Below are 19,772 nucleotides of genomic sequence, written 5' to 3'. Positions count from 1 at the left end.
TTAGCGAATTGTTTTAGGCGTCATCACCCGGCGGGCGCCGACATAATGACGTTGCCAGTATTCTTCGTTCAGTGAAGTGATCTTAATTTCCTGACCGCTGCGCGGAGACTGGATAAACTTACCGTTGCCGACATAGACGCCAACGTGATCGGCGGTGCCGCGCCCTTGCGTACGGAAGAACACCAGATCGCCGTTTTTCAACTCGCTACGCTCAATGGGCGCCGCGTCACGCAGGTGATACATCTCATTCGCCGTTCGGGGGATACGGATCTTCACTAAATCTTTATAGGCATAATAAACCAGACCGCTGCAATCAAAACCGGTGCGCGGCGACGCGCCTCCCCAGTGATACGGTTTACCAATCTGATTCATGAGTTTGGACATCGCGGTTTTCGTCGCTTTTTGTACTTTTGCACGATGCGCATCGGCAATAGAGACCGGCAATGTTCCTTTCCCCTTCACGCAGTGCGGCTTACGGCCTTTACGCGTCGTGCATTTTTCCGTTACGTCAAGGGCGGCGATTGACGTGGGCGCGGTTCTGTTACGACGATGCGTCGTATGACGAGATTTCGTGGAGGCGGTGGTACGTTTTGGCGTAGAAGCGGAAGAAGAACGGCTGGTTTTTGAGGTTTTTTTTACGTTTTTTTTGCTGGTTTTACTGATCTTTTTCGTTGTGCTTTTCTTTTTATCTGCCGTTTTCGTGACATGAGAAACAGCAGGCGTCGCTTTGGCTTGCCTGGAAGCATGGGCCATTGGCGTAAAGGGGAGAGTAGTAAAAAGTAAAGCACAGAGCGTGATCGAGATTTTGTTTATCCGCGCCACTGAGCAATCCTCTGTTAAAGGCAGGCGATTCATGCCTGCGTATGATTTACAAAACCTGATAATTCTAATCTACAAAAGCACAGATTGGTAATTGCTTTTGGTTTCTGAAGCTGTGTTTCGTTAACAGATGTAAAAAAAATAGCAATTAATGCTAAACACGAACGCGTTATCTACAAATCACTGCGCGGCAACCCGCTTAAAAGATATTTTGTATACAACTTATTCCCGCAGACGGTAAAATAATAAGGCATGATGAAAATGTTATTTTCCGTTGCCAGCCTGACCCGTTACAATGACAGGCTTCAGTCGTAAAAGTAGTTTAAGGAAGCGAGACAATGAGCACCACTATCGAAAAAATTCAGCGCCAGATCGCTGAAAACCCGATTCTCCTGTATATGAAAGGTTCACCGAAACTGCCAAGCTGTGGTTTCTCTGCGCAGGCCGTTCAGGCGCTTTCAGCCTGCGGGGAACGTTTTGCCTATGTTGATATCCTGCAAAACCCGGATATTCGCGCTGAATTACCGAAATACGCCAACTGGCCGACATTCCCACAACTGTGGGTGGACGGCGAGCTGGTCGGCGGGTGTGATATTGTGATTGAAATGTATCAGCGTGGTGAGTTGCAGCAGCTTATTAAAGAAACTGCGGCAAAATATAAAACTCAGGAGCCGGACGCAGAGTAATCTGTGCAAGGAGAAAGCGACCTGTAAAGGTCGCTTTTTTACCGCCATCGTGAACAAGAGCGGCGTTGTTAGCCTCGTTATTTGTCCGTCGGCAAAGGTAACGGCCAGCCGCCCAGGCGCTTCCAGCGATTGACAATTTCACAAAACAGCACCGCTGTCCGCTCGGTATCATACAAAGCGGAATGGGCCTTTTCACCATCAAACTCCATACCTGCCGCCAGGCACGCTTTTGATAACACCGTTTGCCCCAGCGCCAGTCCGCTCAATGCCGCGGTATCAAAGGTGACGAACGGATGAAACGGGTTACGTTTCAGCGAGGCGCGCTCTGCGGCGGCCATCATAAAACTGTGATCAAAAGTGGCGTTATGCGCGACCATAATGGCGCGGCTACAACCGCTGTCTTTGATACCTTTACGCACCATTTTGAAAATAGCGTGTAGCGCCTCATATTCACTCACCGCGCCGCGTAGCGGGTTAGAGGGATCGATACCGTTAAACGCAAGCGCTTCCGGCTGTAAGTTGGCTCCAGCGAACGGCTCCACATGGAAATGCAGCGTCGTGTCCGGCATCAGCCAGCCTTGTTCATCCATTTTCAGCGTGATGGCGGCGATTTCGAGCAGCGCATCGGTTTTAGCGTTAAATCCTGCAGTTTCAACATCGATGACGACAGGATAAAAACCACGAAAACGGTCGCACAGACCGGAAAGTTGAGCGTTATCGGACATCTGAGTCTCTTAATACGAAAAAATGCAGCGCGTATTATGGCAAATTTTACGCCGGGATGCAGTAAAACAACGGGCGCAGTGACCTGCGCCCGGCGGGGGATCAGTTACCCAGACCGCGGCCTGCGTCTTTAGCTTCAATCAATTCGATTTTATAGCCATCCGGATCTTCAACGAAGGCGATGATGGTCGAACCGCCTTTTACCGGCCCCGCTTCACGGGTCACGTTGCCGCCGTTCTGACGAATGCGTTCACAGGCTTCAGCGGCATTGTCAACGCTCAGCGCGATATGCCCATACGCATTGCCCATGTCGTAGCTCTCAACGCCCCAGTTATAGGTTAGTTCGATGACCGCTTCTTCCGTTTCCGGACCATATCCCACAAAGGCCAGCGAGTATTTGTATTCCGGATTCTCACTGGTACGCAGCAATTTCATGCCCAGAACGTTGGTGTAAAAAGCGATGGAACGCTGCAAATCGCCGACGCGCAGCATAGTATGCAATAAACGCATTTTCGTTGTCCTTAAAATAGTCAAGATATTCAAAGTATAGCGGCGATGTGCGGCCGCTATCAATGAAATTACAGAGTAGGGTAGTCAGTGTAGCCTTCCGCGCCGCCGCCATAAAAACTTTCGGGACGCTGTGGATTAAGTTCCGCTTTACGTTGCAGACGCGCCACCAGATCCGGGTTAGCGATGTAATCGCGACCAAACGCCACGGCGTTAATCAGCCCTTTTTCGATCAGATCTTCCGCTTTTTCTGGCGTATAGGCGCCAGCGCCGATGATGGGGCCGTGGAAACACGCGCGCACTTTTTCACGGAACGCGTCGCTGTACGGTTCGCCGCCCGCCCAGTCTGGTTCAGACATATGCAGATAAGCAATGCCGCGTTTGCCTAACGCTTCAATCAGATAAAGGGCGTCAGCTTCTTCATTCGGGCCGTTATCGACATTCTGGAAAGTGCCGACAGGAGAAAGGCGGATGCCGATACGGTCCGCGCCCCATTCCTTAATGCCGGCATCAACCACTTCCAGCACCAGACGGGCGCGATTCTCTACGCTGCCGCCGTACCGATCGGTACGGTGATTAGAAGACGGTGAGAGGAACTGGTGCAGCAGATAACCGTGCGCGGAATGCAGCTCCACCAGGTCGAAGCCTGCCTCTCGGGCATTGGCGATAGCCTGGCGGAAATCGTTGACGATCCCGGGGATCTCATGAGTCTCCAGCGCGCGCGGCGTGGAAGTTTCTACGCGGATGGCCTGACCGTTTTCGTCACGCAAAGAGGTGCGGGTTCCCGCATTGATAGCGGATGGCGCGACGGGCGCTTGTCCGCCTGGTTGCAGGCTGGCGTGTGAAATACGGCCCGTATGCCACAGTTGCACCGCCATATGGCCGCCCTGGGCATGGACTCCCTGAGTGATTTTTTTCCAGGCGGCGATCTGCTCATCGCTGTGTAATCCCGGTGCGCCGGCATAGCCTTTCGCCTGTGCGGAGATTTGTGTGGCTTCGCTGATGATCAATCCAGCGCTGGCGCGTTGACGGTAATATTCCGCCATTAACGGCGTAGGAATGTCGCCCGGTTCAATACTCCGCAAACGCGTCAAAGGCGCCATAAATACGCGATTTGTCGCCGTGATGGCACCCACCTTGAGGGGGGTAAACAGTTTTGCTGATGACATAGTGGCTCCTGATATAAGTAGACCGGTCGTCTTGTAATAAAGGAAATAAAAACGCCTGTTACTGCTCAGGCGTTGCAATGATGGTCTTAACATGCGCCAACGCATTTTCCAGCGGCGCGGCGCTACGGGATATTTTGGCCTGCAAATTGGCGCCCAGCCACAGAGCATAAAGTACCTGCGCCTGTGGCAACGGCTGGCCGGTGAAATGTAAACAGTGGCTATTACGGCCATCTTCCAGCGCGCGTGCAAGCAGTGCCATGATCTCCTGCGCCCCTTTATCCATCGTAGAGCGCATATCCTCCGACAGATCGCAGACCTCCGCTGACAGTTTCACCGTCAGGCAACCGCTGATGGCGCCTTGCTGGCAAAACTGCTTTAACGTTTCCTGATACCAGGCGAGAAGACGATCGCGATGATTACCGGGACCGGAGGTGAAGTGCGCCGTAAGACGCTGATGATAGCAGGCGTAATGTCGCTCAAGCATGGCGACGCCGAAGGCTTCTTTCGAGCGAAAGTAGTGATAAAACGACCCTTTAGGCACCTGGGCGGTTTTGAGCAACTCGCTAAGCCCCATGCCGGTAAAACCCCGTTGCATACAAAGCTGCTCGCCGGTGGCCAGCAGATGTTCGCGGGTATCGTGTTCGGTTTGCTTATTCATAGCAGGCAGTATAGTAGACCAGTCGGTCTACTGCAAGCAGAGTTGCCATAATGTCAGTTAGCGTCTTCAATAGTCATAAGCGCCAAACGTTGAGGAGGGGATGTGGCCGAGCAGTTGGAGTTTTTTCCTGTAGCAAGCCCATGTCGCGGTATCTGCCAGTCTGATGAGCGTGGCTTTTGTCGGGGATGTATGCGCAGCCGCGACGAACGCTTTAACTGGCAAAAAATGAGCGATGCCGAGAAACAAAATGTACTGCGGCTTTGTCGCCAGCGTTTCTTGCGTAAAATACGCGCAAATAAGCCTCTCCCATCGGAAGATCCTCAACAACCTTCACTCTTTTAAACGCGGAATTGCGTATACTCAACCTCATTATTCTCTATGAGGAATCTGTTATGGTTCAGCGTGTCACCATCGCTCCACAAGGCCCGGAGTTTTCGCGTTTTGTCATGGGTTACTGGCGTTTGATGGACTGGAATATGTCCGCGCGTCAGTTAGTGAGTTTTATCGAAGAACATCTGGATTTGGGCGTCACTACCGTTGACCATGCGGACATTTATGGCGGTTATCAGTGCGAAGCGGCGTTTGGCGAGGCGCTAACGCTGGCACCGCATTTGCGGGAAAGACTGCAAATCGTCACCAAATGCGGTATTGCGACCACCGCCAGAGCGGAAAATAGACTCGGTCATTATATTACCGATCGCCGCCATATTATTCTGAGCGCCGAACAGTCATTAAAAAATCTGGCGACAGATTATCTGGATATGTTGTTAATTCACCGTCCCGATCCGTTAATGGATGCGGATGACGTCGCCGAGGCGTTTCAACATCTGCACCAAAGCGGCAAAGTGCGCCATTTTGGCGTTTCTAATTTTACGCCAGCGCAATTTACGTTGCTGCAATCGCGCCTGCCTTTCACCCTGGCGACCAACCAGGTGGAGATCTCGCCGGTTCACCAGCCTTTGTTGCTGGACGGCACATTAGATCAATTACAGCAACTGCGTATTCGTCCGATGGCCTGGTCATGTCTTGGCGGCGGTCGGCTGTTTAATGATGAGGCTTATCAGCCGTTGCGCCAGGAACTTTCCGTTATCGCGCAAGAACTCAACGCCAGTTCTATTGAACAGGTGGTCTATGCCTGGATTTTACGTTTGCCGTCGCAGCCGCTGCCGATTATTGGCTCGGGTAAAATCGAACGCGTACGCGCCGCACTAGAAGCGGAAACGCTGTCATTGTCGCGTCAACAGTGGTTCCGAATCCGCAAGGCGGCACTGGGTTATGACGTGCCGTAATCGCCAACTCGTTGACTTTCCGTACATGTTTTCGCCAGTGGTTTACACTTAACAGGCGACCACATGTAACGGAGGTTTTATGAAGCGATTAAGTTTAGCGATGGTGACGCTGCTGGCCTGTGCGGGTGCGCAGGCTGCCAGCGAGAAAGTAGAGATGAATCTGGTGACGGCGCAAGGCGTAGGACAGTCTATCGGCACCGTCGTCATCGATGAAACCGAAGGCGGCTTAAAATTTACCCCACACCTTAAAGCGTTGCCGCCGGGCGAGCATGGTTTTCACATTCATGCCAACGGTAGCTGCCAGCCCGCGATTAAAGACGGCAAAGCGGTTGCCGCAGAAGCCGCTGGTGGTCATCTGGACCCACAAAATACCGGTAAGCATGAAGGACCGGAAGGTCAGGGGCATCTGGGCGACCTCCCGGTGTTAGTCGTTAATAATGATGGTATCGCCACCGAACCGGTTACTGCGCCGCGTCTGAAGTCTCTTGATGAAGTGAAAGATAAAGCGCTCATGATCCATGTGGGCGGCGATAACATGTCCGATCAGCCGAAACCGCTCGGCGGCGGCGGAACGCGTTACGCCTGCGGCGTCATTAAATAACCCGGAGACAGTGTTCCCTGCGCTGGAGCCTGTTCCAGCTGCGACAGCGAACAGTGTAAACGCCAGATAATCGCCGCCAGTTCATGCGCGGCGGGTTGATGATGATGTGCGAGCGTGTCGCAGATACGCTGTAGTTCCTGTAGCGTGACGGCAAGCGGGCGTTGCTGTACGCCGCGCTCGCTCATCACATCGCGCAGCAGGGATATACAAATATCCCGCACCCGGGAAAGCGGATCGGAACGCGACTCCCAGGCGCGCAGCTGCCACACCACATGCGAGCAGTTCAGCAGCACCACTCCCCAACGTAATAACCACCGGCGCGCCAGCGCATCCTGACTATTGCTGAGCTGACTGACGTGATGATAGGTCAGCGATTCAAACTCGCTTTCGTTATGGGAAGGGTGACGGCTAAGCTGATCGACGAAATCCCGGCGTAGCGCGCGGATATGGCGGCGGCTTTTTACGGCATCGGAACCGGGGCGCAAAATCGCAAACGCCAGCCAGGAAATCGCGACGCCGACGATCTTGGCGGTATTATCGTTAAGGAAGTCGGCGAAGTCGTACACCGGTGGATTGGTCACGGCGATGAATGAGCCCATAAAAACGATAAGCTGCCCCCACAGTCCCGCCAGCTTAGGCATCTGCAGTTTAAGCAGTTGCATCGTGACGAACAGCGGAAAAAGGAAAAGCAAGAATTGCCACAGATCGGTGATTTGCACCATCAGGCCAAATTTCACCACGAAGCTGAATAAGGACAGCAGCACTAAAGTACGCATCAATAAGGAAAGCGACTTAAACGGCGTGGCGACGATGGAGTAGAGGACGCAACTGATCGCCGCCAGGGTTAATGCGCCGGGCCCGGATTCCCATTGCGCGCCAATACTCCAGGCGCCAATTACCGTGAGCGTGCAAAAGGTACGCACGCCGCTCCAGATGGCCTCTGCGTTATCCGTATGCCGCGCAAGGCCGGGAGTGCGGCGGATATGGATTTGATCTACCGGCGCGCCGCTTTCGATCAGATATAACTGACGGCTGCTGCGCAGATATAGCTGGCAAAAATAGCGTAATCGCTGCCAGAACGCGAGGTGACGATAATCCTGTTCATCCTGCGGGCGTAGCGGCGCAATAATCCGCGCCACGGTGTAGCTGTCCGCGCGCGGTTTTGCCAACTCAGCTAAGAGTTGTTCAATGACTTCGCGGCTGTTTTCCGGCGGCGTCGGCCAGTTTAAAAGCACTCTACGCAGACTGGAGATCACGCTGGTTAGCCGTAATTGCTGGTGTAACAATGCATTTAGCAATGCATTCTGGCGGCGAAAACGGTAGTGACTCCAGAAGGCCTGAATACGCAGCAGGTTCATGGTCAGGATTTGCCCAATGACCCCCTCATGCGCGGAGCGGATAGCGTCGGTAGTCTCCGGCTGCCACAGTAGACTGGCATGTTCCAGCAAGCGCGCATGCATGTTTTTCAACGCGGTGAGCAGGGCGGTACCATCCGATGTGCTGGGTAGGATCATCATCATCATGCCGCCACAGAGGATGCCGACGATAACTTCACATACACGTGCCTGGGCGATATCCCACAACTGCGTGATTTCTACAATATTAACCATCGGGAACGCGATGATCGCCGCCGTGTAGCCGGACAACTGGAAAGCATAAGCGGCATTATTGGTAAAATGCGCGCAGGCCCAGGTACAAAAACCGATCCAGGCGGCCATGCTAAATAAGAACAACCAGGGTTCATTCAGCGTATGGCCGGCAATAATTAACGCGGCGGTCGCGCCGAGTAAACTCCCGGCAATACGCCCCAGACTTTTACTGATTACGCCGCCTACGGTCGGAAAGCTCACCACTGCGGCCGAAGTCATCGCCCAGTAGGGCTCATCCAGATTGAGATAATAAGCGAATGTCAGCGCGAGACACATGGCAATGGTATTGCGCAACGCGTAACGCCATTGGCCGGAGGTCGCTTTAAACCAGGGCGTATTTCGCAGGGCCGGCAGGGAGAGTTTCATTACTGCTGTCCAATGGCTACGCTGCAGGTAGTGCCGGAGACGAGCGTGATATCCTGCGGCAAAGCGTCAAATTCGATACGTACCGGTACGCGTTGCGCCAGACGTACCCACGGTACGTTGGGTTTGATATCGGGCACTAAACCGGAGTCACTTTCCACGCTTTGATCGTAAATAGCGCGCCCGATACTGCCAACGTGACCCTGTAACTTAACATTGCCACTATACAGTGTTATTAATGCAGGCTCACCTTCGCGGATGTGGCGTAGTTTGGTTTCTTCGAAATATCCCATTACATAAAATGAATGGCTATCTACCAGGGCGAAAAGTGGCTTACCAGTACTGGCATAATCACCGGTACGCGTGGAAAGGTTGGTCACCCAGCCGGATACCGGCGCTTTTACTTCCGTCTGGCTAAGCTGCCACTGCGCCTGTTTTAACGTCGCCAGTGCGACATCTACGCTGGCCTGCATCGCTTTAACATTCAGATTGGCGCTATCCAGATCTTCAGCAGAGATGTAGTTACGCGATAAATGTCGACGTCGATCGGCTTCATTATTCGCTTTTGCCAGATCGGACTGCGCTTTGGCCAACTGCGCCTGTGCGTTAAGTTCTGCAATATGGAAGGGCGTTTTATCAATGACAAAGAGAACGTCCCCGGCGTTGACGAACTGATTATCTTTGATATTGAGTTGGGTAATGCTGCCAGAAACCTGCGGCGTTACGCTGACCTGTTCCGCGCGGATTTTACCATCGCGCGTCCATGGCGATTGCATATAGTAATTCCATAACCACCATGCGGCCAGAACGGCGACGACGGCGACAATGAGAGTAGAAAAATATTTTATTGTTTTTAACGACATATTTACCACGCGATCAGTAAAACGAGGCCCAGACATACGCAAAGCGTAAAGAGGGAGAGATCCATTAACAGGGGATGCCAGATTTCATCAGAGTATATCCGGTCACGCAGGAGTCGGTGAATAAACAACCAGATAACGAACCCAAGCGCAAAGGCTTTAAAGAATGGCGGAAAGTAAACAGATGCTCCCAACATGAGATCTTGTAAGGGCAATCCTGTGGCGTTGAGTATACACTTCACAAGCAATGTTCCTTTGCGTCAGACATCGATGCTTTAGTTTTAGCCAAAACTGAGGCTACAGGTGCCAGGTGCGCACTATGCACTATGTCTGAAAAAATGTCTATTGGTAAGCAAATTTAGCAATACATTTGTTTTGAGAATACAAATACTGCACACTATTCTAAAATCAGTATAATAACTTAGCAAGCTAATTATAAGGAGATGAAATTGGAATCGCCACTAGGTTCTGATCTGGCACGGTTGGTGCGCATTTGGCGTGCTCTGATTGACCATCGCCTCAAGCCTCTGGAATTGACGCAGACACATTGGGTCACGTTGCACAATATTCATCAATTGCCGCCTGACCAGTCGCAGATTCAATTGGCTAAAGCGATAGGCATTGAGCAGCCATCGCTGGTACGCACGTTGGATCAACTTGAAGATAAGGGGCTAATTTCGCGGCAAACCTGCGCCAGCGATCGTCGCGCTAAGCGGATTAAACTGACCGAAAAAGCGGAGCCGCTGATCGCTGAGATGGAAGAGGTCATTCATAAAACGCGCGGTGAAATTTTGGCTGGGATTTCTTCAGAGGAGATTGAGCTTCTGATTAAACTTATCGCCAAACTTGAACACAATATTATGGAATTGCACTCTCACGATTGAGGTGCAGGGGCATACGTGTGGCCATGTGACCACACGTAAAGCCTGGTTTAGCGTGGAGAGACGGTAACCTGGCTGCCGTTGCTGGCCAGCACGACACGCTGACCTGCCGAGAAACGCGTATTTCCTTGTTTCTGCACAACCATAATGGTGTTGCCATCGTCTTTACGAATTTCCAGTTCCACACCCTGGGTTTTATTCATTGCGCTCTGGACGCCCTGGCCCGCTACGCCGCCAGCCACCGCGCCTGCCGCGGTCGCCAGTGAACGACCCGTACCGCCGCCGATAGTGTTGCCGAGGAATCCGCCCAACACCGCGCCGCCGATAGCGCCAATCACGTTAGAATCATCACCGCCCTGAATTTGAACCGGACGAACGTTAACGATAGTACCGTACGTTACATTCTGAACTTGTTTAGCCTCGGATGCGGTATAAACATCACCCGAAAGGCTATCATTGTTAACACACCCCGCTAGGGATAACCCCATCAGTGAAACGGCCAGTACACGTTTAATCATTTACCCATCTCCTGTTCTTCACGAAACGCTATTTCAGCATCCCTATAGCTAAATTATATGGCATTTATGCAGTTAAGGTCATATCTTCTGCCGAAAGAATGTAAAAATCATAATCAGAAGTTAATTAACTAATCTTAAACGAAGTGGGAAGCAAGAAAAGATAGGTTATTGATATCCGTGGACGGCACGGCAAAAAACGTGACGCGGGCATCGCATTGCAAAATACGTTATGCCGAGTGTTAAGGCTTAACCCAGCTTAATAAGGAAGAGGTATGAAATCGGGCCGTTTTATTGGCGTTATGTCCGGGACCAGCCTTGATGGTGTGGATGTTGTACTGGCGGCAATTGATGAAACCATGGTTGCGCAACAGGCAAGTCTCACCTGGCCCATTCCCGTTCATCTGAAAAAAGGCATTCTCGATATTTGCCAGGGACAGCCGCTTACGCTCTCGCAACTCGGCCAGCTTGATACCCAGTTAGGCCGGCTTTTTGCACAGGCGGTTAATGCGCTGTTAGCGCAACAACGTTTGCAGCCGCGGGATATCGTCGCCATTGGTTGTCATGGGCAAACGGTCTGGCATGAACCGACCGGCGAGGCCCCGCATACGCTGCAAATTGGCGATAATAATCACATCGTCGCCCATACGGGGATTACAGTGGTCGGCGATTTTCGGCGGCGGGATATTGCGCTGGGCGGACAAGGCGCGCCGTTGGTGCCTGCTTTCCATCACGCGCTGTTGGGACATCCGACGGAAAAACGTATGGTCCTGAATATCGGCGGCATCGCCAATTTATCTCTGCTTTTCCCCGGACAGGCGGTGCGCGGGTACGACACGGGGCCGGGTAATATGTTGATGGATGCGTGGATTTGGCGACAATGCGCGCAGCCCTACGACAAAGACGCGGCATGGGCGAAAGAAGGTCAGGTTATTCTTCCATTGCTGCAAAAGATGTTGCGCGATCCGTACTTTGCTGCGTCGGCGCCCAAAAGTACAGGACGCGAATATTTCAACTATGGCTGGTTAGAGCGCCATCTTGCGGCTTTCCCTGGCGCAGACGCGCGCGATGTACAGGCCACGCTGGCGGAGCTGACGGCGGTCTCCATCGCCCAACAGGTGCTGCTCAACGGCGGCTGCGAGCGGCTGATGGTCTGTGGCGGCGGTGGCCGGAATCCGTTAGTGATGGCCCGTCTGGCGGCGCTGTTGCCAGGTATCGAGGTTTCGACCACCGATAAGGCGGGGATCAGCGGCGATGATATGGAAGCGCTGGCCTTTGCCTGGCTTGCCTGGCGAACGCTCGCGGGCCTGCCGGGAAATTTGCCTTCCGTGACGGGGGCTACAGAAGCCAGTGTTTTAGGCGCTATTTACCCGGCTAACCCAATAACTCAGAGTTAACTGAATTTTTCCCTGACCCTATATCGGTAAACTGGCAAGGTCAGGAAGGGGCGTTTGCCCTTCCAGAAGCAGGAGAGCTTTCGGGATATGCCTATGAAAAAGATCGCAATAATGTGTTTACCTGTGCTGCTGACCGGCTGTAGCGTTTATCAACAATTTGTTGAACGTATGCAAACGGATACGCTGGAATACCAGTGTGATGAGAAGCCGCTTACCGTTAAAGTCAATAACCCGCGTGAAGAGGTCAGTTTTGTTTATGACAATAAGCTGCTGACCCTGAAGCAAGGAATCTCGGCCTCGGGCGCGCGTTATACCGACGGGATTTATGTTTTCTGGTCGCAAGGCGAGAGCGCCACGGTCTATAAACGAGACAGAATTGTGCTTAATAACTGTCAGTTACAAAATCCGAAGCGTTGAGATTTTCAGTATGGGGGCGCACAATAGCGCCACCCACTGATTATTTCTGATCAACGCCATGTCTGATAACGACCAATTGCAGCAGATCGCGCATCTGCGCCGTGAATACACGAAAGGCGGCTTGCGTCGCCGCGATTTACCCGCTGAACCGTTAACCTTATTTGAGCGCTGGCTTGGGCAAGCGTGCGACGCGCGACTGGCCGATCCGACGGCAATGGTCGTGGCGACCGTAGATGACAAGGGGCAACCGTACCAGCGTATTGTATTGCTCAAGCATTATGATGAAAAAGGCCTGGTCTTTTATACCAACCTGGGAAGCCGCAAGGCGCATCAAATTGAGCACAATCCGCGTATCAGCCTGTTATTTCCCTGGCATATGCTTGAACGCCAGGTGATGGTGACAGGCAAAGCCGAGCGTCTCTCCACTCTTGAGGTGGTGAGGTATTTCCACAGCCGTCCGCGCGACAGCCAGATCGGCGCATGGGTCTCTAAACAATCCAGCCGGATTTCCGCGCGCGGTATCCTCGAAAGCAAATTCCTGGAGCTCAAGCAGAAGTTTCAACAGGGCGAAGTGCCGCTACCCAGCTTCTGGGGCGGTTTTCGCGTGAGTATTGAACAGATGGAGTTCTGGCAGGGCGGCGAACATCGTCTGCACGATCGCTTTTTATACCAACGCGACGACGGCGCATGGAAAATCGACCGTCTTGCGCCCTAAAGATGCAAAAATCTTGTTTTAAGCACTGGTGCGGATGAATCCGCCGTTTTATGCTATGTCTCTTTCGCGTCTGGCGAAAAGTCGTGTACCGGCAAAGGTGCAGTCGTTTTATACATGGAGATTTTGATGGCAAGCAGTAACTTGATTAAACAATTGCAAGAGCGGGGGCTGGTAGCCCAGGTGACGGACGAAGACGCGTTGGCAGAGCGACTGGCGCAAGGCCCGATCGCGCTCTATTGCGGCTTCGATCCTACCGCTGACAGCTTGCATTTGGGGCATCTGGTTCCATTGTTATGCCTGAAACGCTTCCAGCAGGCAGGGCACAAACCTGTTGCGCTGGTAGGCGGCGCGACCGGTCTGATTGGCGACCCGAGCTTTAAAGCTGCCGAGCGTAAACTGAACACTGAAGAGACCGTTCAGGAGTGGGTGGCGAAAATTCGTAAACAGGTTGCCCCATTCCTGGACTTTGATTGCGGCGAAAACTCCGCCATCGCGGCCAATAACTATGACTGGTTCGGCAGCATGAATGTGCTGACTTTCCTGCGCGATATCGGTAAACATTTTTCCGTTAATCAGATGATCAACAAAGAAGCGGTGAAGCAGCGTCTGAACCGTGACGATCAGGGTATCTCTTTCACGGAGTTCTCTTATAACCTGCTACAGGGGTACGACTTCGCTTGTCTGAATAAACTGCACGGCGTTGCCTTACAGATTGGCGGTTCTGACCAGTGGGGGAACATCACTTCCGGTATCGACCTGACCCGTCGCCTGCACCAGAATCAGGTATTTGGTTTGACCGTTCCGCTGATCACCAAAGCTGACGGCACGAAATTCGGTAAAACCGAAGGCGGCGCTGTCTGGCTGGATCCGAAGAAAACCAGTCCGTACAAATTCTACCAGTTCTGGATTAACACCGCAGATGCCGATGTTTATCGCTTCCTGAAATTCTTCACTTTTATGGACATTGAAGAGATCAATGCCCTGGAAGAAGAAGATAAAAACAGCGGTAAAGCGCCGCGCGCGCAGTATGTACTGGCCGAGCAAGTGACGCGCCTGGTTCATGGTGAAGAGGGGCTGGTCGCGGCGAAACGGATCACTGAATGCCTGTTCAGCGGTTCACTGAGCGCGCTGAGCGAAGCTGACTTTGAGCAGTTGGCGCAGGACGGCGTACCGATGGTTGAAATGGAAAAAGGCGCCGACCTGATGCAGGCGCTGGTAGATGCCGAACTCCAGCCGTCGCGTGGTCAGGCGCGTAAGACTATCGCCTCCAACGCTGTCACTATCAATGGTGAAAAACAATCCGATCCTGAATACATCTTTAACGATGAGGACCGTCTGTTTGGCCGCTATACCTTATTACGTCGCGGCAAAAAGAACTATTGTCTGATTTGCTGGAAATAAGGCATTAAGTAACAGGGAGTGAGAAATCACTCCCTTATTTTTGATGTTCAGGTAAAAAAATGAAGAATATCCTCGCTATCCAGTCCCATGTTGTTTTCGGACATGCGGGCAACAGCGCCGCCGAATTTCCCATGCGCCGTCTTGGCGCGAATGTTTGGCCGCTGAATACCGTTCAGTTTTCTAACCACACGCAATATGGTAAATGGACCGGCTGTGTCATGCCGCCCAGCCATCTGACTGAGATTGTCCAGGGGATTGCGGACATTGGCCAGTTAGCGCACTGCGACGCCGTACTTAGCGGTTACCTGGGATCTGCCGAGCAGGGAGAACACATTCTCGGTATTGTGCGCTAGGTTAAAGCGGCAAATCCGCAGGCAAAATATTTCTGCGATCCCGTGATGGGGCATCCGGAAAAGGGCTGTATCGTGGCGCCTGGCGTCGCAGAGTTCCATGTGCGTTATGCGCTACCCGCCAGCGATATTATCGCGCCTAACCTGATTGAACTGGAAATTCTCAGCAAACATAGCGTGAATAATGTGGATGACGCCGTGCAGGCGGCGCGTGAACTGATTGCTCAGGGGCCAGAAATTGTACTGGTAAAACATCTCGCCCGCGCCGGTTACAGTTCAGAACGCTTTGAAATGCTGCTGGTGACAGCGCAGGAAGCCTGGCATATTAGCCGTCCGCTGGTGGATTTCGGCTCACGTCAGCCGGTTGGCGTTGGCGATGTCACCAGTGGTTTATTGCTGGTCAAACTTTTGCAGGGCGCGACGTTGCAGCAGGCGCTGGAGCACGTTACGGCGGCAGTCTATGAGATTATGATCGCCACCAAAACGATGCAGGAGTACGAACTGCAGGTCGTGGCGGCCCAGGACAGGATCGCTAACCCTGAACATTACTTCAGCGCAACGCGGCTGTAATTATTGCTGCTAAAAAGAGGCCGGATGGCGGTACAGCGAGCTATCCGGCAACATGACATTAATTCAGTCCTTCCGCTTTAAGCGCTGCCGCAACGGTCGGTCTTTTTGCGACACGCTGCATATAACTTTCAATATGCGTTAACCCGTCCATATTCAGTTTTACGCCATAGGCCCAACGCAATACGGTAAACAGATAAGCGTCTGCAATGGTAAAACGCTGGCCGCAAATCCACTGGTCGTCTGAAAGCGACTCATCCACATACTGCAATTTCTTTTCCAGACCGGCGCGAACGGCGGGTTTGAGTGTTTCCGGCGTGTCAGGGCGGAACAGCGGGGTAAAGCCTTTATGCAGTTCCGTTGCAATATAGTTGAGCCATTCCAGCGTATGATAGCGAGCAAGGCTACTTACCGGCGCCAGAAGCTGGCGGTCGGGAACGCTGTCGGCGAGGTACTGCATAATGGCGACGCCTTCAGTCAACAGTGTGCCGTCATCCAGCAGCAGAGCCGGAACCTGTCCTTTAGGGTTGACTGCCAGGTAATCATCACCATTTTCCAGGCGTTTTTTTGCGAGATCGACGCCATCAAGCGTAAAGTCTTTGCCAATTTCGCGCAGGGTAATATGGGAGGCAAGAGAGCAGGCACCCGGTTTGTAGAACAGTTTCATCGGTAACTCCTTTTTGCTGAGGTTTAAAGTATGGTAGTGCGGGGACGAGCAAAAAAAAGCCGCTAACGCACAGTTAGCGGCCTGAATGTTGTTTCCCGGAAAATTAAACTGTAGCGGCTTTAGAGCCTTTTTCAGCGGTATCATCGTCCTGGGTCATACGGTTCAGCTTAGGCGCTGTCAGCAGCATCAGGATGGCGATAACGGCGGTTGCTATGCCAATCTGCATAAACACGCGACCATAGACTTCCAGGGACATCAGTGGGTCAGTCACGTCGCTCGGCACAGCCATCAGGTTGGCGACATAACCGCCGATGATGTTAGCGCCTGCCGTTGTCAGGAACCAGCTACCCATGATGAAGCCCATCAGACGCTGCGGAACCAACTGTGCGACCATTGCCAGGCCCAGACCGGAGATCATCAGCTCACCGATACTTTGCAGGCCGTAGCTTGCGATCAGCCAGTTTACGGATACGATGCCGGCATCGTTCGCAAATTTGGCGCCCAGCGGCAGAATCAGGAACGCGCCGGAACACAGCACCATACCAATGGCGAATTTCATCGGCATCGGCAGCGTATCGCCCATCCTGTTATAGATAGCGGCCAGAATCGGGCTGCCGATAATGATCCAGAATGGGTTCAGCGCCTGATACTGTTCCGGTTCGAACGCGATACCGAGAATAGAGTGCTCGACGTTACGAATGGCAAAGAAGTTCAGCGACGTCGGCATCTGGCTGTACAGTACGAAGAAGATAATCGCCTGCAGCATCAAAATAAAGGCGACGATCATTTTACGGCGAGCCGCGCCGTGCATGGAAAACGCTTCTTTACCGAAGATAATGACGATGCCAAGAGCGATTACGCCCAGCACCATACGCGCGATATCCTGGTTGTGCAGCAGCCAGGTGGCGACCGCAATCAGAATGACAATACCCACGATTGTCAGCAGCAGATTACGGAAGTTGATCGGTTCAAAGTCGGGTTTGGAACCGTAGCTTTTCACCCAGCGCTGGCAGAAAGCAAAGTTAACGACGGTTATCAGCATACCGACGACGCTAAGCGCAAACGCGGTGCTCCAGCCATAACGCGCCGCCAGCCACGGCGTCGCCAGCATAGAGAAGAAGGAGCCGATGTTGACGGACATATAATACATCGTAAATGCGCCGTCGAGACGCGGATCGTCCTTCGCGTAACAGGTAGACAGCAGGGAAGACGGGTTAGCTTTAAACAGACCGTTACCCACAGCGATAGCCGCCATGCCCATATAGACGATGCCAGCGTCATGACCAGACCATGCGACCAGCGCATAACCGATAGCCAGCACCACGGCACCCAGCATAATAACGCGTTTGGTGCCCAGAATTTTATCACCTAACCAACCGCCAATGGCGACCAGGCCGTACACCAGCGCACTGAAGGAAGAGAAAAGGGTGATGGAATCCGCTTCTGACATACCCAGTTGTTTTACCAGGTAGACGGCCATAATGCCTTGCAGGCCGTAATAACCAAAACGCTCCCATAACTCTATCGAGAAGATGAGATAGAACGCCTTCGGTTGTTTGAAAGCGTTCAAACTGACGCTTTCAGTTGGTTTTTTGTTTGCAGTAGACACTTTTACCTCTTTTTTACGCCCCGTATTAACAGGGATTGTCTGGCGCGTGATGAGTCAGACTCATCCGTCCGATTGTTATATTGGAGGGGAAACGGCAGGTAATGTTCACTATCTTTCCTCTCCAGACAAGAGCTTTGTAATAATCTGTTACATATAACTCTTCTGGTTGAATCGTCCGATGTCAGAAATGTTATCCAGCGTTAAATTTCTTCATTTGAAGAATGGCAGATTTTTACACTGCAAAAAGGCCATTAGTTTGGGTGAAAGGCGATATCTTCTGCTATTTAAGGTAAAAAGCAGTGATATAGGCCATTATCTGAAAAAATGGCAGAGTAATGTTTTGTAGTGAAAACGGGGCGTCAGTCTATCCGGTTGTAAATGTAACCTTAGATGTCATTAAATTTCACATGAAGTTATCAAAGTGATCCTGATCACGGATAGATAGAAATTTTTGCGATTAAAAAAATGATTAACCTGACGTGGAGGGAAAACGAAAGCACATTACATCAGAAAAAGGACAGAGACTGGAATGATTGATGGCTAAAATAGATCCAGGCCGAAGGTGGGAGCGCGCTGGCGTGACGGACGCACTCCGACCATATCAAATATCGACTTTTTCTTTGTATTCGCAAAGGTCTTCAATGAGGCAGGAGCCGCAGCGGGGTTTTCGGGCGATACAGGTATAGCGACCATGCAAAATTAACCAGTGATGGCAGTCCACTTTGAACTCATTCGGCACCACTTTCAGCAACTTCTCTTCTACCTGCTCGACATTTTTACCCGGCGCGAACTGCGTTCGGTTGCATACACGAAATATATGCGTATCAACGGCGATGGTCGGCCAGCCGAAGGCGGTATTTAGCACCACGTTAGCGGTTTTACGCCCCACGCCGGGAAGCGCTTCCAGCGCCGCCCGATCCTCCGGCACTTCGCCATTATGCTTGTCCAGTAAAATACGGCAGGTCTTAACCACGTTTTCCGCTTTACTGTTAAATAAGCCGATAGTTTTGATATAGGATTTCACGCCCTCTACGCCCAGCTCCAGCATCGCGGCTGGCGTATTGGCGACCGGGTAAAGTTTGGCGGTAGCCTTGTTCACGCTGACGTCGGTTGCCTGCGCGGAAAGCAACACGGCAATCAGCAACTCAAATGGCGACGTGAAATTGAGTTCCGTTGTGGGGTGCGGGTTGCTGTCGCGCAGGCGCGTCAGAATTTCCAGCCTTTTTGCTTTGTTCATCAGACTTTCCCTGTTTCACCTGCCGGAACTGCGGAAGGCGCGGTTTCGGCGCGGCGTTTCTTCATTTTTTCATCAATAAGATATTTTACCGCCAGCATGAGTCCCAGACCGATAAACGCGCCTGGCGGCAGCATCGCCAGCAGGAAAGGCGAGTCGGTGTGAAATATCTCGACCCGTAATACTTTTGCCCAGCCTCCCAGCAGGCTATCCGCGCCATCGAAAAGCGTACCATTCCCGAGGATCTCGCGCAGTGAGCCCAGCACGGACATCGCGCCTGTCGCGCCCATGCCGATAGAAAAACCGTCCAACGCGGAAAGCCACGGTCCTTTTTTCGCGGCAAACGCTTCGGCGCGACCAACAACAATGCAGTTCGTTACAATCAGCGGAATAAAAATCCCTAAAGACTGATACAAACCGAACGCATACGCATTGATCAGCATCTGTACTGCGCTTACCACCGAGGCAATGATCATAACGTAAATCGGGATACGGATTTCTGCCGGCGTCCAGCGACGTAGTGCGGACACCGTAAGGTTGGTCAGCGTTAATACCAGCGTTGTGGCCAGACCCAGCCCCAGAGCGTTGGTTGCCGTAGACGTCACTGCCAGTAAAGGGCACAGGCCAAGTAGCTGCACCAGAGCAGAGTTATTTTTCCATAACCCCTGAACAACAATGTCTTTTATTTCGCTCAT

General features: G+C 52.3%; 22 protein-coding genes and 1 pseudogene. 10 read left to right on the top strand and 13 right to left on the bottom strand.

What is annotated here, in order from left to right:
• Entirely contained in the window at nt 1–822 is an 822-nt protein-coding gene (locus N7E69_RS21050) for a C40 family peptidase (RefSeq protein WP_001520344.1), read from the bottom strand.
• Nucleotides 823–1,157: 335 nt separating this feature from the next.
• On the opposite strand from N7E69_RS21050, the gene grxD reads away from it, so the two are divergent.
• Nucleotides 1,158–1,505, top strand: coding sequence for a monothiol glutaredoxin 4 (gene grxD / locus N7E69_RS21045; protein ID WP_000108176.1), 348 nt, complete (start codon nt 1,158–1,160; stop codon nt 1,503–1,505).
• Between the two features lie 77 nt (nt 1,506–1,582).
• Here the strand turns inward: grxD and rnt are convergent, their stop codons facing one another.
• From rnt to N7E69_RS21025, 4 genes are all read right to left on the bottom strand, one after another.
• On the bottom strand, nt 1,583–2,230 hold the full coding sequence (gene rnt / locus N7E69_RS21040) for a ribonuclease T (protein WP_001282272.1): 648 nt from the start codon (nt 2,228–2,230) through the stop codon (nt 1,583–1,585).
• 100 nt (nt 2,231–2,330) lie between these two features.
• Complete coding sequence (gloA, locus tag N7E69_RS21035) at nt 2,331–2,738, bottom strand: lactoylglutathione lyase (protein ID WP_001237787.1); 408 nt, start codon at nt 2,736–2,738, stop codon at nt 2,331–2,333.
• Nucleotides 2,739–2,806: 68 nt separating this feature from the next.
• A complete protein-coding gene (locus tag N7E69_RS21030; protein WP_000092939.1) occupies nt 2,807–3,904 on the bottom strand; it encodes an alkene reductase in 1,098 nt (365 codons plus the stop codon).
• Nucleotides 3,905–3,962: 58 nt separating this feature from the next.
• On the bottom strand, nt 3,963–4,562 hold the full coding sequence (locus N7E69_RS21025; RefSeq protein WP_001041823.1) for a TetR/AcrR family transcriptional regulator: 600 nt from the start codon (nt 4,560–4,562) through the stop codon (nt 3,963–3,965).
• 102 nt (nt 4,563–4,664) lie between these two features.
• On the opposite strand from N7E69_RS21025, the gene N7E69_RS21020 reads away from it, so the two are divergent.
• The 3 genes from N7E69_RS21020 (at nt 4,665) to sodC2 (ending at nt 6,452) form a co-directional block, all read left to right on the top strand.
• Nucleotides 4,665–4,904, top strand: a complete 240-nt coding sequence (locus tag N7E69_RS21020) for a DUF1289 domain-containing protein (protein ID WP_001538148.1) — start codon at nt 4,665–4,667, stop codon at nt 4,902–4,904.
• Between the two features lie 50 nt (nt 4,905–4,954).
• Nucleotides 4,955–5,851, top strand: a complete 897-nt coding sequence (locus N7E69_RS21015) for an aldo/keto reductase family oxidoreductase (RefSeq protein WP_000250727.1) — start codon at nt 4,955–4,957, stop codon at nt 5,849–5,851.
• Nucleotides 5,852–5,930: 79 nt separating this feature from the next.
• Nucleotides 5,931–6,452, top strand: coding sequence for a superoxide dismutase [Cu-Zn] SodC2 (gene sodC2 / locus N7E69_RS21010; protein ID WP_000826822.1), 522 nt, complete (start codon nt 5,931–5,933; stop codon nt 6,450–6,452).
• Here sodC2 and N7E69_RS21005 read toward each other — a convergent pair.
• Genes N7E69_RS21005 through N7E69_RS20995 form a run of 3 tightly spaced genes read right to left on the bottom strand, consistent with a single transcriptional unit; the run spans nt 6,428 to nt 9,566 of the window.
• Nucleotides 6,428–8,467, bottom strand: a complete 2,040-nt coding sequence (locus N7E69_RS21005) for an FUSC family protein (protein WP_000777629.1) — start codon at nt 8,465–8,467, stop codon at nt 6,428–6,430. The genes sodC2 and N7E69_RS21005 overlap by 25 nt on opposite strands.
• Nucleotides 8,467–9,327 (bottom strand): HlyD family secretion protein, encoded by an 861-nt coding sequence (locus tag N7E69_RS21000; RefSeq protein WP_001531609.1) that lies wholly within the window; start codon nt 9,325–9,327, stop codon nt 8,467–8,469. The genes N7E69_RS21005 and N7E69_RS21000 overlap by 1 nt, the downstream gene beginning before the upstream one ends.
• A 2-nt stretch (nt 9,328–9,329) precedes the next feature.
• Nucleotides 9,330–9,566, bottom strand: coding sequence for a DUF1656 domain-containing protein (locus tag N7E69_RS20995; RefSeq protein WP_000649755.1), 237 nt, complete (start codon nt 9,564–9,566; stop codon nt 9,330–9,332).
• 201 nt (nt 9,567–9,767) lie between these two features.
• Between N7E69_RS20995 and slyA the strand changes: the two genes are divergently transcribed.
• Nucleotides 9,768–10,208, top strand: coding sequence for a transcriptional regulator SlyA (gene slyA, locus N7E69_RS20990; RefSeq protein ID WP_000764553.1), 441 nt, complete (start codon nt 9,768–9,770; stop codon nt 10,206–10,208).
• A 47-nt stretch (nt 10,209–10,255) separates the two neighbouring features.
• On the opposite strand, the gene slyB is transcribed toward slyA, so the two are convergent.
• Entirely contained in the window at nt 10,256–10,723 is a 468-nt protein-coding gene (gene slyB, locus N7E69_RS20985) for an outer membrane lipoprotein SlyB (RefSeq protein WP_000597179.1), read from the bottom strand.
• A 272-nt stretch (nt 10,724–10,995) separates the two neighbouring features.
• Between slyB and anmK the strand changes: the two genes are divergently transcribed.
• The 5 genes and pseudogenes from anmK (at nt 10,996) to pdxY (ending at nt 15,570) form a co-directional block, all read left to right on the top strand.
• Complete coding sequence (anmK, locus tag N7E69_RS20980; RefSeq protein WP_000835011.1) at nt 10,996–12,117, top strand: anhydro-N-acetylmuramic acid kinase; 1,122 nt, start codon at nt 10,996–10,998, stop codon at nt 12,115–12,117.
• Nucleotides 12,118–12,204: 87 nt separating this feature from the next.
• Nucleotides 12,205–12,534, top strand: a complete 330-nt coding sequence (gene mliC / locus N7E69_RS20975; protein ID WP_001132086.1) for a C-type lysozyme inhibitor — start codon at nt 12,205–12,207, stop codon at nt 12,532–12,534.
• A gap of 58 nt (nt 12,535–12,592) precedes the next feature.
• Nucleotides 12,593–13,249 carry a pyridoxamine 5'-phosphate oxidase gene (gene pdxH / locus N7E69_RS20970; RefSeq protein ID WP_001282334.1) on the top strand — a complete coding sequence of 219 codons (657 nt, stop codon included), beginning with the start codon at nt 12,593–12,595 and terminating at the stop codon, nt 13,247–13,249.
• Between the two features lie 126 nt (nt 13,250–13,375).
• Entirely contained in the window at nt 13,376–14,650 is a 1,275-nt protein-coding gene (tyrS, locus tag N7E69_RS20965) for a tyrosine--tRNA ligase (protein ID WP_000168626.1), read from the top strand.
• A gap of 59 nt (nt 14,651–14,709) precedes the next feature.
• A pseudogene (gene pdxY / locus N7E69_RS20960) lies at nt 14,710–15,570 on the top strand (pyridoxal kinase PdxY).
• Between the two features lie 58 nt (nt 15,571–15,628).
• Here pdxY and gstA read toward each other — a convergent pair.
• The 4 genes from gstA to N7E69_RS20940 all read right to left on the bottom strand — a co-directional run bounded on the left by gstA (nt 15,629) and on the right by N7E69_RS20940 (nt 19,772).
• Entirely contained in the window at nt 15,629–16,234 is a 606-nt protein-coding gene (gene gstA / locus N7E69_RS20955) for a glutathione transferase GstA (protein ID WP_000765727.1), read from the bottom strand.
• A gap of 103 nt (nt 16,235–16,337) precedes the next feature.
• Complete coding sequence (gene dtpA / locus N7E69_RS20950) at nt 16,338–17,843, bottom strand: dipeptide/tripeptide permease DtpA (protein WP_000100903.1); 1,506 nt, start codon at nt 17,841–17,843, stop codon at nt 16,338–16,340.
• A 601-nt stretch (nt 17,844–18,444) separates the two neighbouring features.
• A complete protein-coding gene (gene nth, locus N7E69_RS20945; protein WP_001030327.1) occupies nt 18,445–19,080 on the bottom strand; it encodes an endonuclease III in 636 nt (211 codons plus the stop codon).
• The gene (locus N7E69_RS20940) at nt 19,080–19,772 is read right to left on the bottom strand and encodes an electron transport complex subunit E (protein WP_001752000.1); all 693 of its coding nucleotides are present in this window, start codon (nt 19,770–19,772) and stop codon (nt 19,080–19,082) included. The genes nth and N7E69_RS20940 overlap by 1 nt, the downstream gene beginning before the upstream one ends.

The sequence above is a fragment of the Salmonella sp. 3C genome (assembly GCF_025426275.1).
GTDB classification, from domain to species: Bacteria; Pseudomonadota; Gammaproteobacteria; order Enterobacterales; family Enterobacteriaceae; genus Salmonella; species Salmonella enterica.
Note: the sequence above shows the minus strand (reverse complement) of the source record. Positions and strands in the feature narration are given on the sequence as shown.

Coding starts and splice junctions, on each gene's coding strand:
- grxD (WP_000108176.1), top strand. CDS start 1,158: ATGAGCACCACTATCGAAAAAATTCAGCGCCAGATCGCTGAAAACCCG.
- rnt (WP_001282272.1), bottom strand. CDS start 2,230: ATGTCCGATAACGCTCAACTTTCCGGTCTGTGCGACCGTTTTCGTGGT.
- gloA (WP_001237787.1), bottom strand. CDS start 2,738: ATGCGTTTATTGCATACTATGCTGCGCGTCGGCGATTTGCAGCGTTCC.
- N7E69_RS21030 (WP_000092939.1), bottom strand. CDS start 3,904: ATGTCATCAGCAAAACTGTTTACCCCCCTCAAGGTGGGTGCCATCACG.
- N7E69_RS21025 (WP_001041823.1), bottom strand. CDS start 4,562: ATGAATAAGCAAACCGAACACGATACCCGCGAACATCTGCTGGCCACC.
- N7E69_RS21015 (WP_000250727.1), top strand. CDS start 4,955: ATGGTTCAGCGTGTCACCATCGCTCCACAAGGCCCGGAGTTTTCGCGT.
- sodC2 (WP_000826822.1), top strand. CDS start 5,931: ATGAAGCGATTAAGTTTAGCGATGGTGACGCTGCTGGCCTGTGCGGGT.
- N7E69_RS21005 (WP_000777629.1), bottom strand. CDS start 8,467: ATGAAACTCTCCCTGCCGGCCCTGCGAAATACGCCCTGGTTTAAAGCG.
- N7E69_RS21000 (WP_001531609.1), bottom strand. CDS start 9,327: ATGTCGTTAAAAACAATAAAATATTTTTCTACTCTCATTGTCGCCGTC.
- slyA (WP_000764553.1), top strand. CDS start 9,768: ATGAAATTGGAATCGCCACTAGGTTCTGATCTGGCACGGTTGGTGCGC.
- slyB (WP_000597179.1), bottom strand. CDS start 10,723: ATGATTAAACGTGTACTGGCCGTTTCACTGATGGGGTTATCCCTAGCG.
- anmK (WP_000835011.1), top strand. CDS start 10,996: ATGAAATCGGGCCGTTTTATTGGCGTTATGTCCGGGACCAGCCTTGAT.
- mliC (WP_001132086.1), top strand. CDS start 12,205: ATGCCTATGAAAAAGATCGCAATAATGTGTTTACCTGTGCTGCTGACC.
- pdxH (WP_001282334.1), top strand. CDS start 12,593: ATGTCTGATAACGACCAATTGCAGCAGATCGCGCATCTGCGCCGTGAA.
- tyrS (WP_000168626.1), top strand. CDS start 13,376: ATGGCAAGCAGTAACTTGATTAAACAATTGCAAGAGCGGGGGCTGGTA.
- gstA (WP_000765727.1), bottom strand. CDS start 16,234: ATGAAACTGTTCTACAAACCGGGTGCCTGCTCTCTTGCCTCCCATATT.
- nth (WP_001030327.1), bottom strand. CDS start 19,080: ATGAACAAAGCAAAAAGGCTGGAAATTCTGACGCGCCTGCGCGACAGC.
- N7E69_RS20940 (WP_001752000.1), bottom strand. CDS start 19,772: ATGAGCGAAATAAAAGACATTGTTGTTCAGGGGTTATGGAAAAATAAC.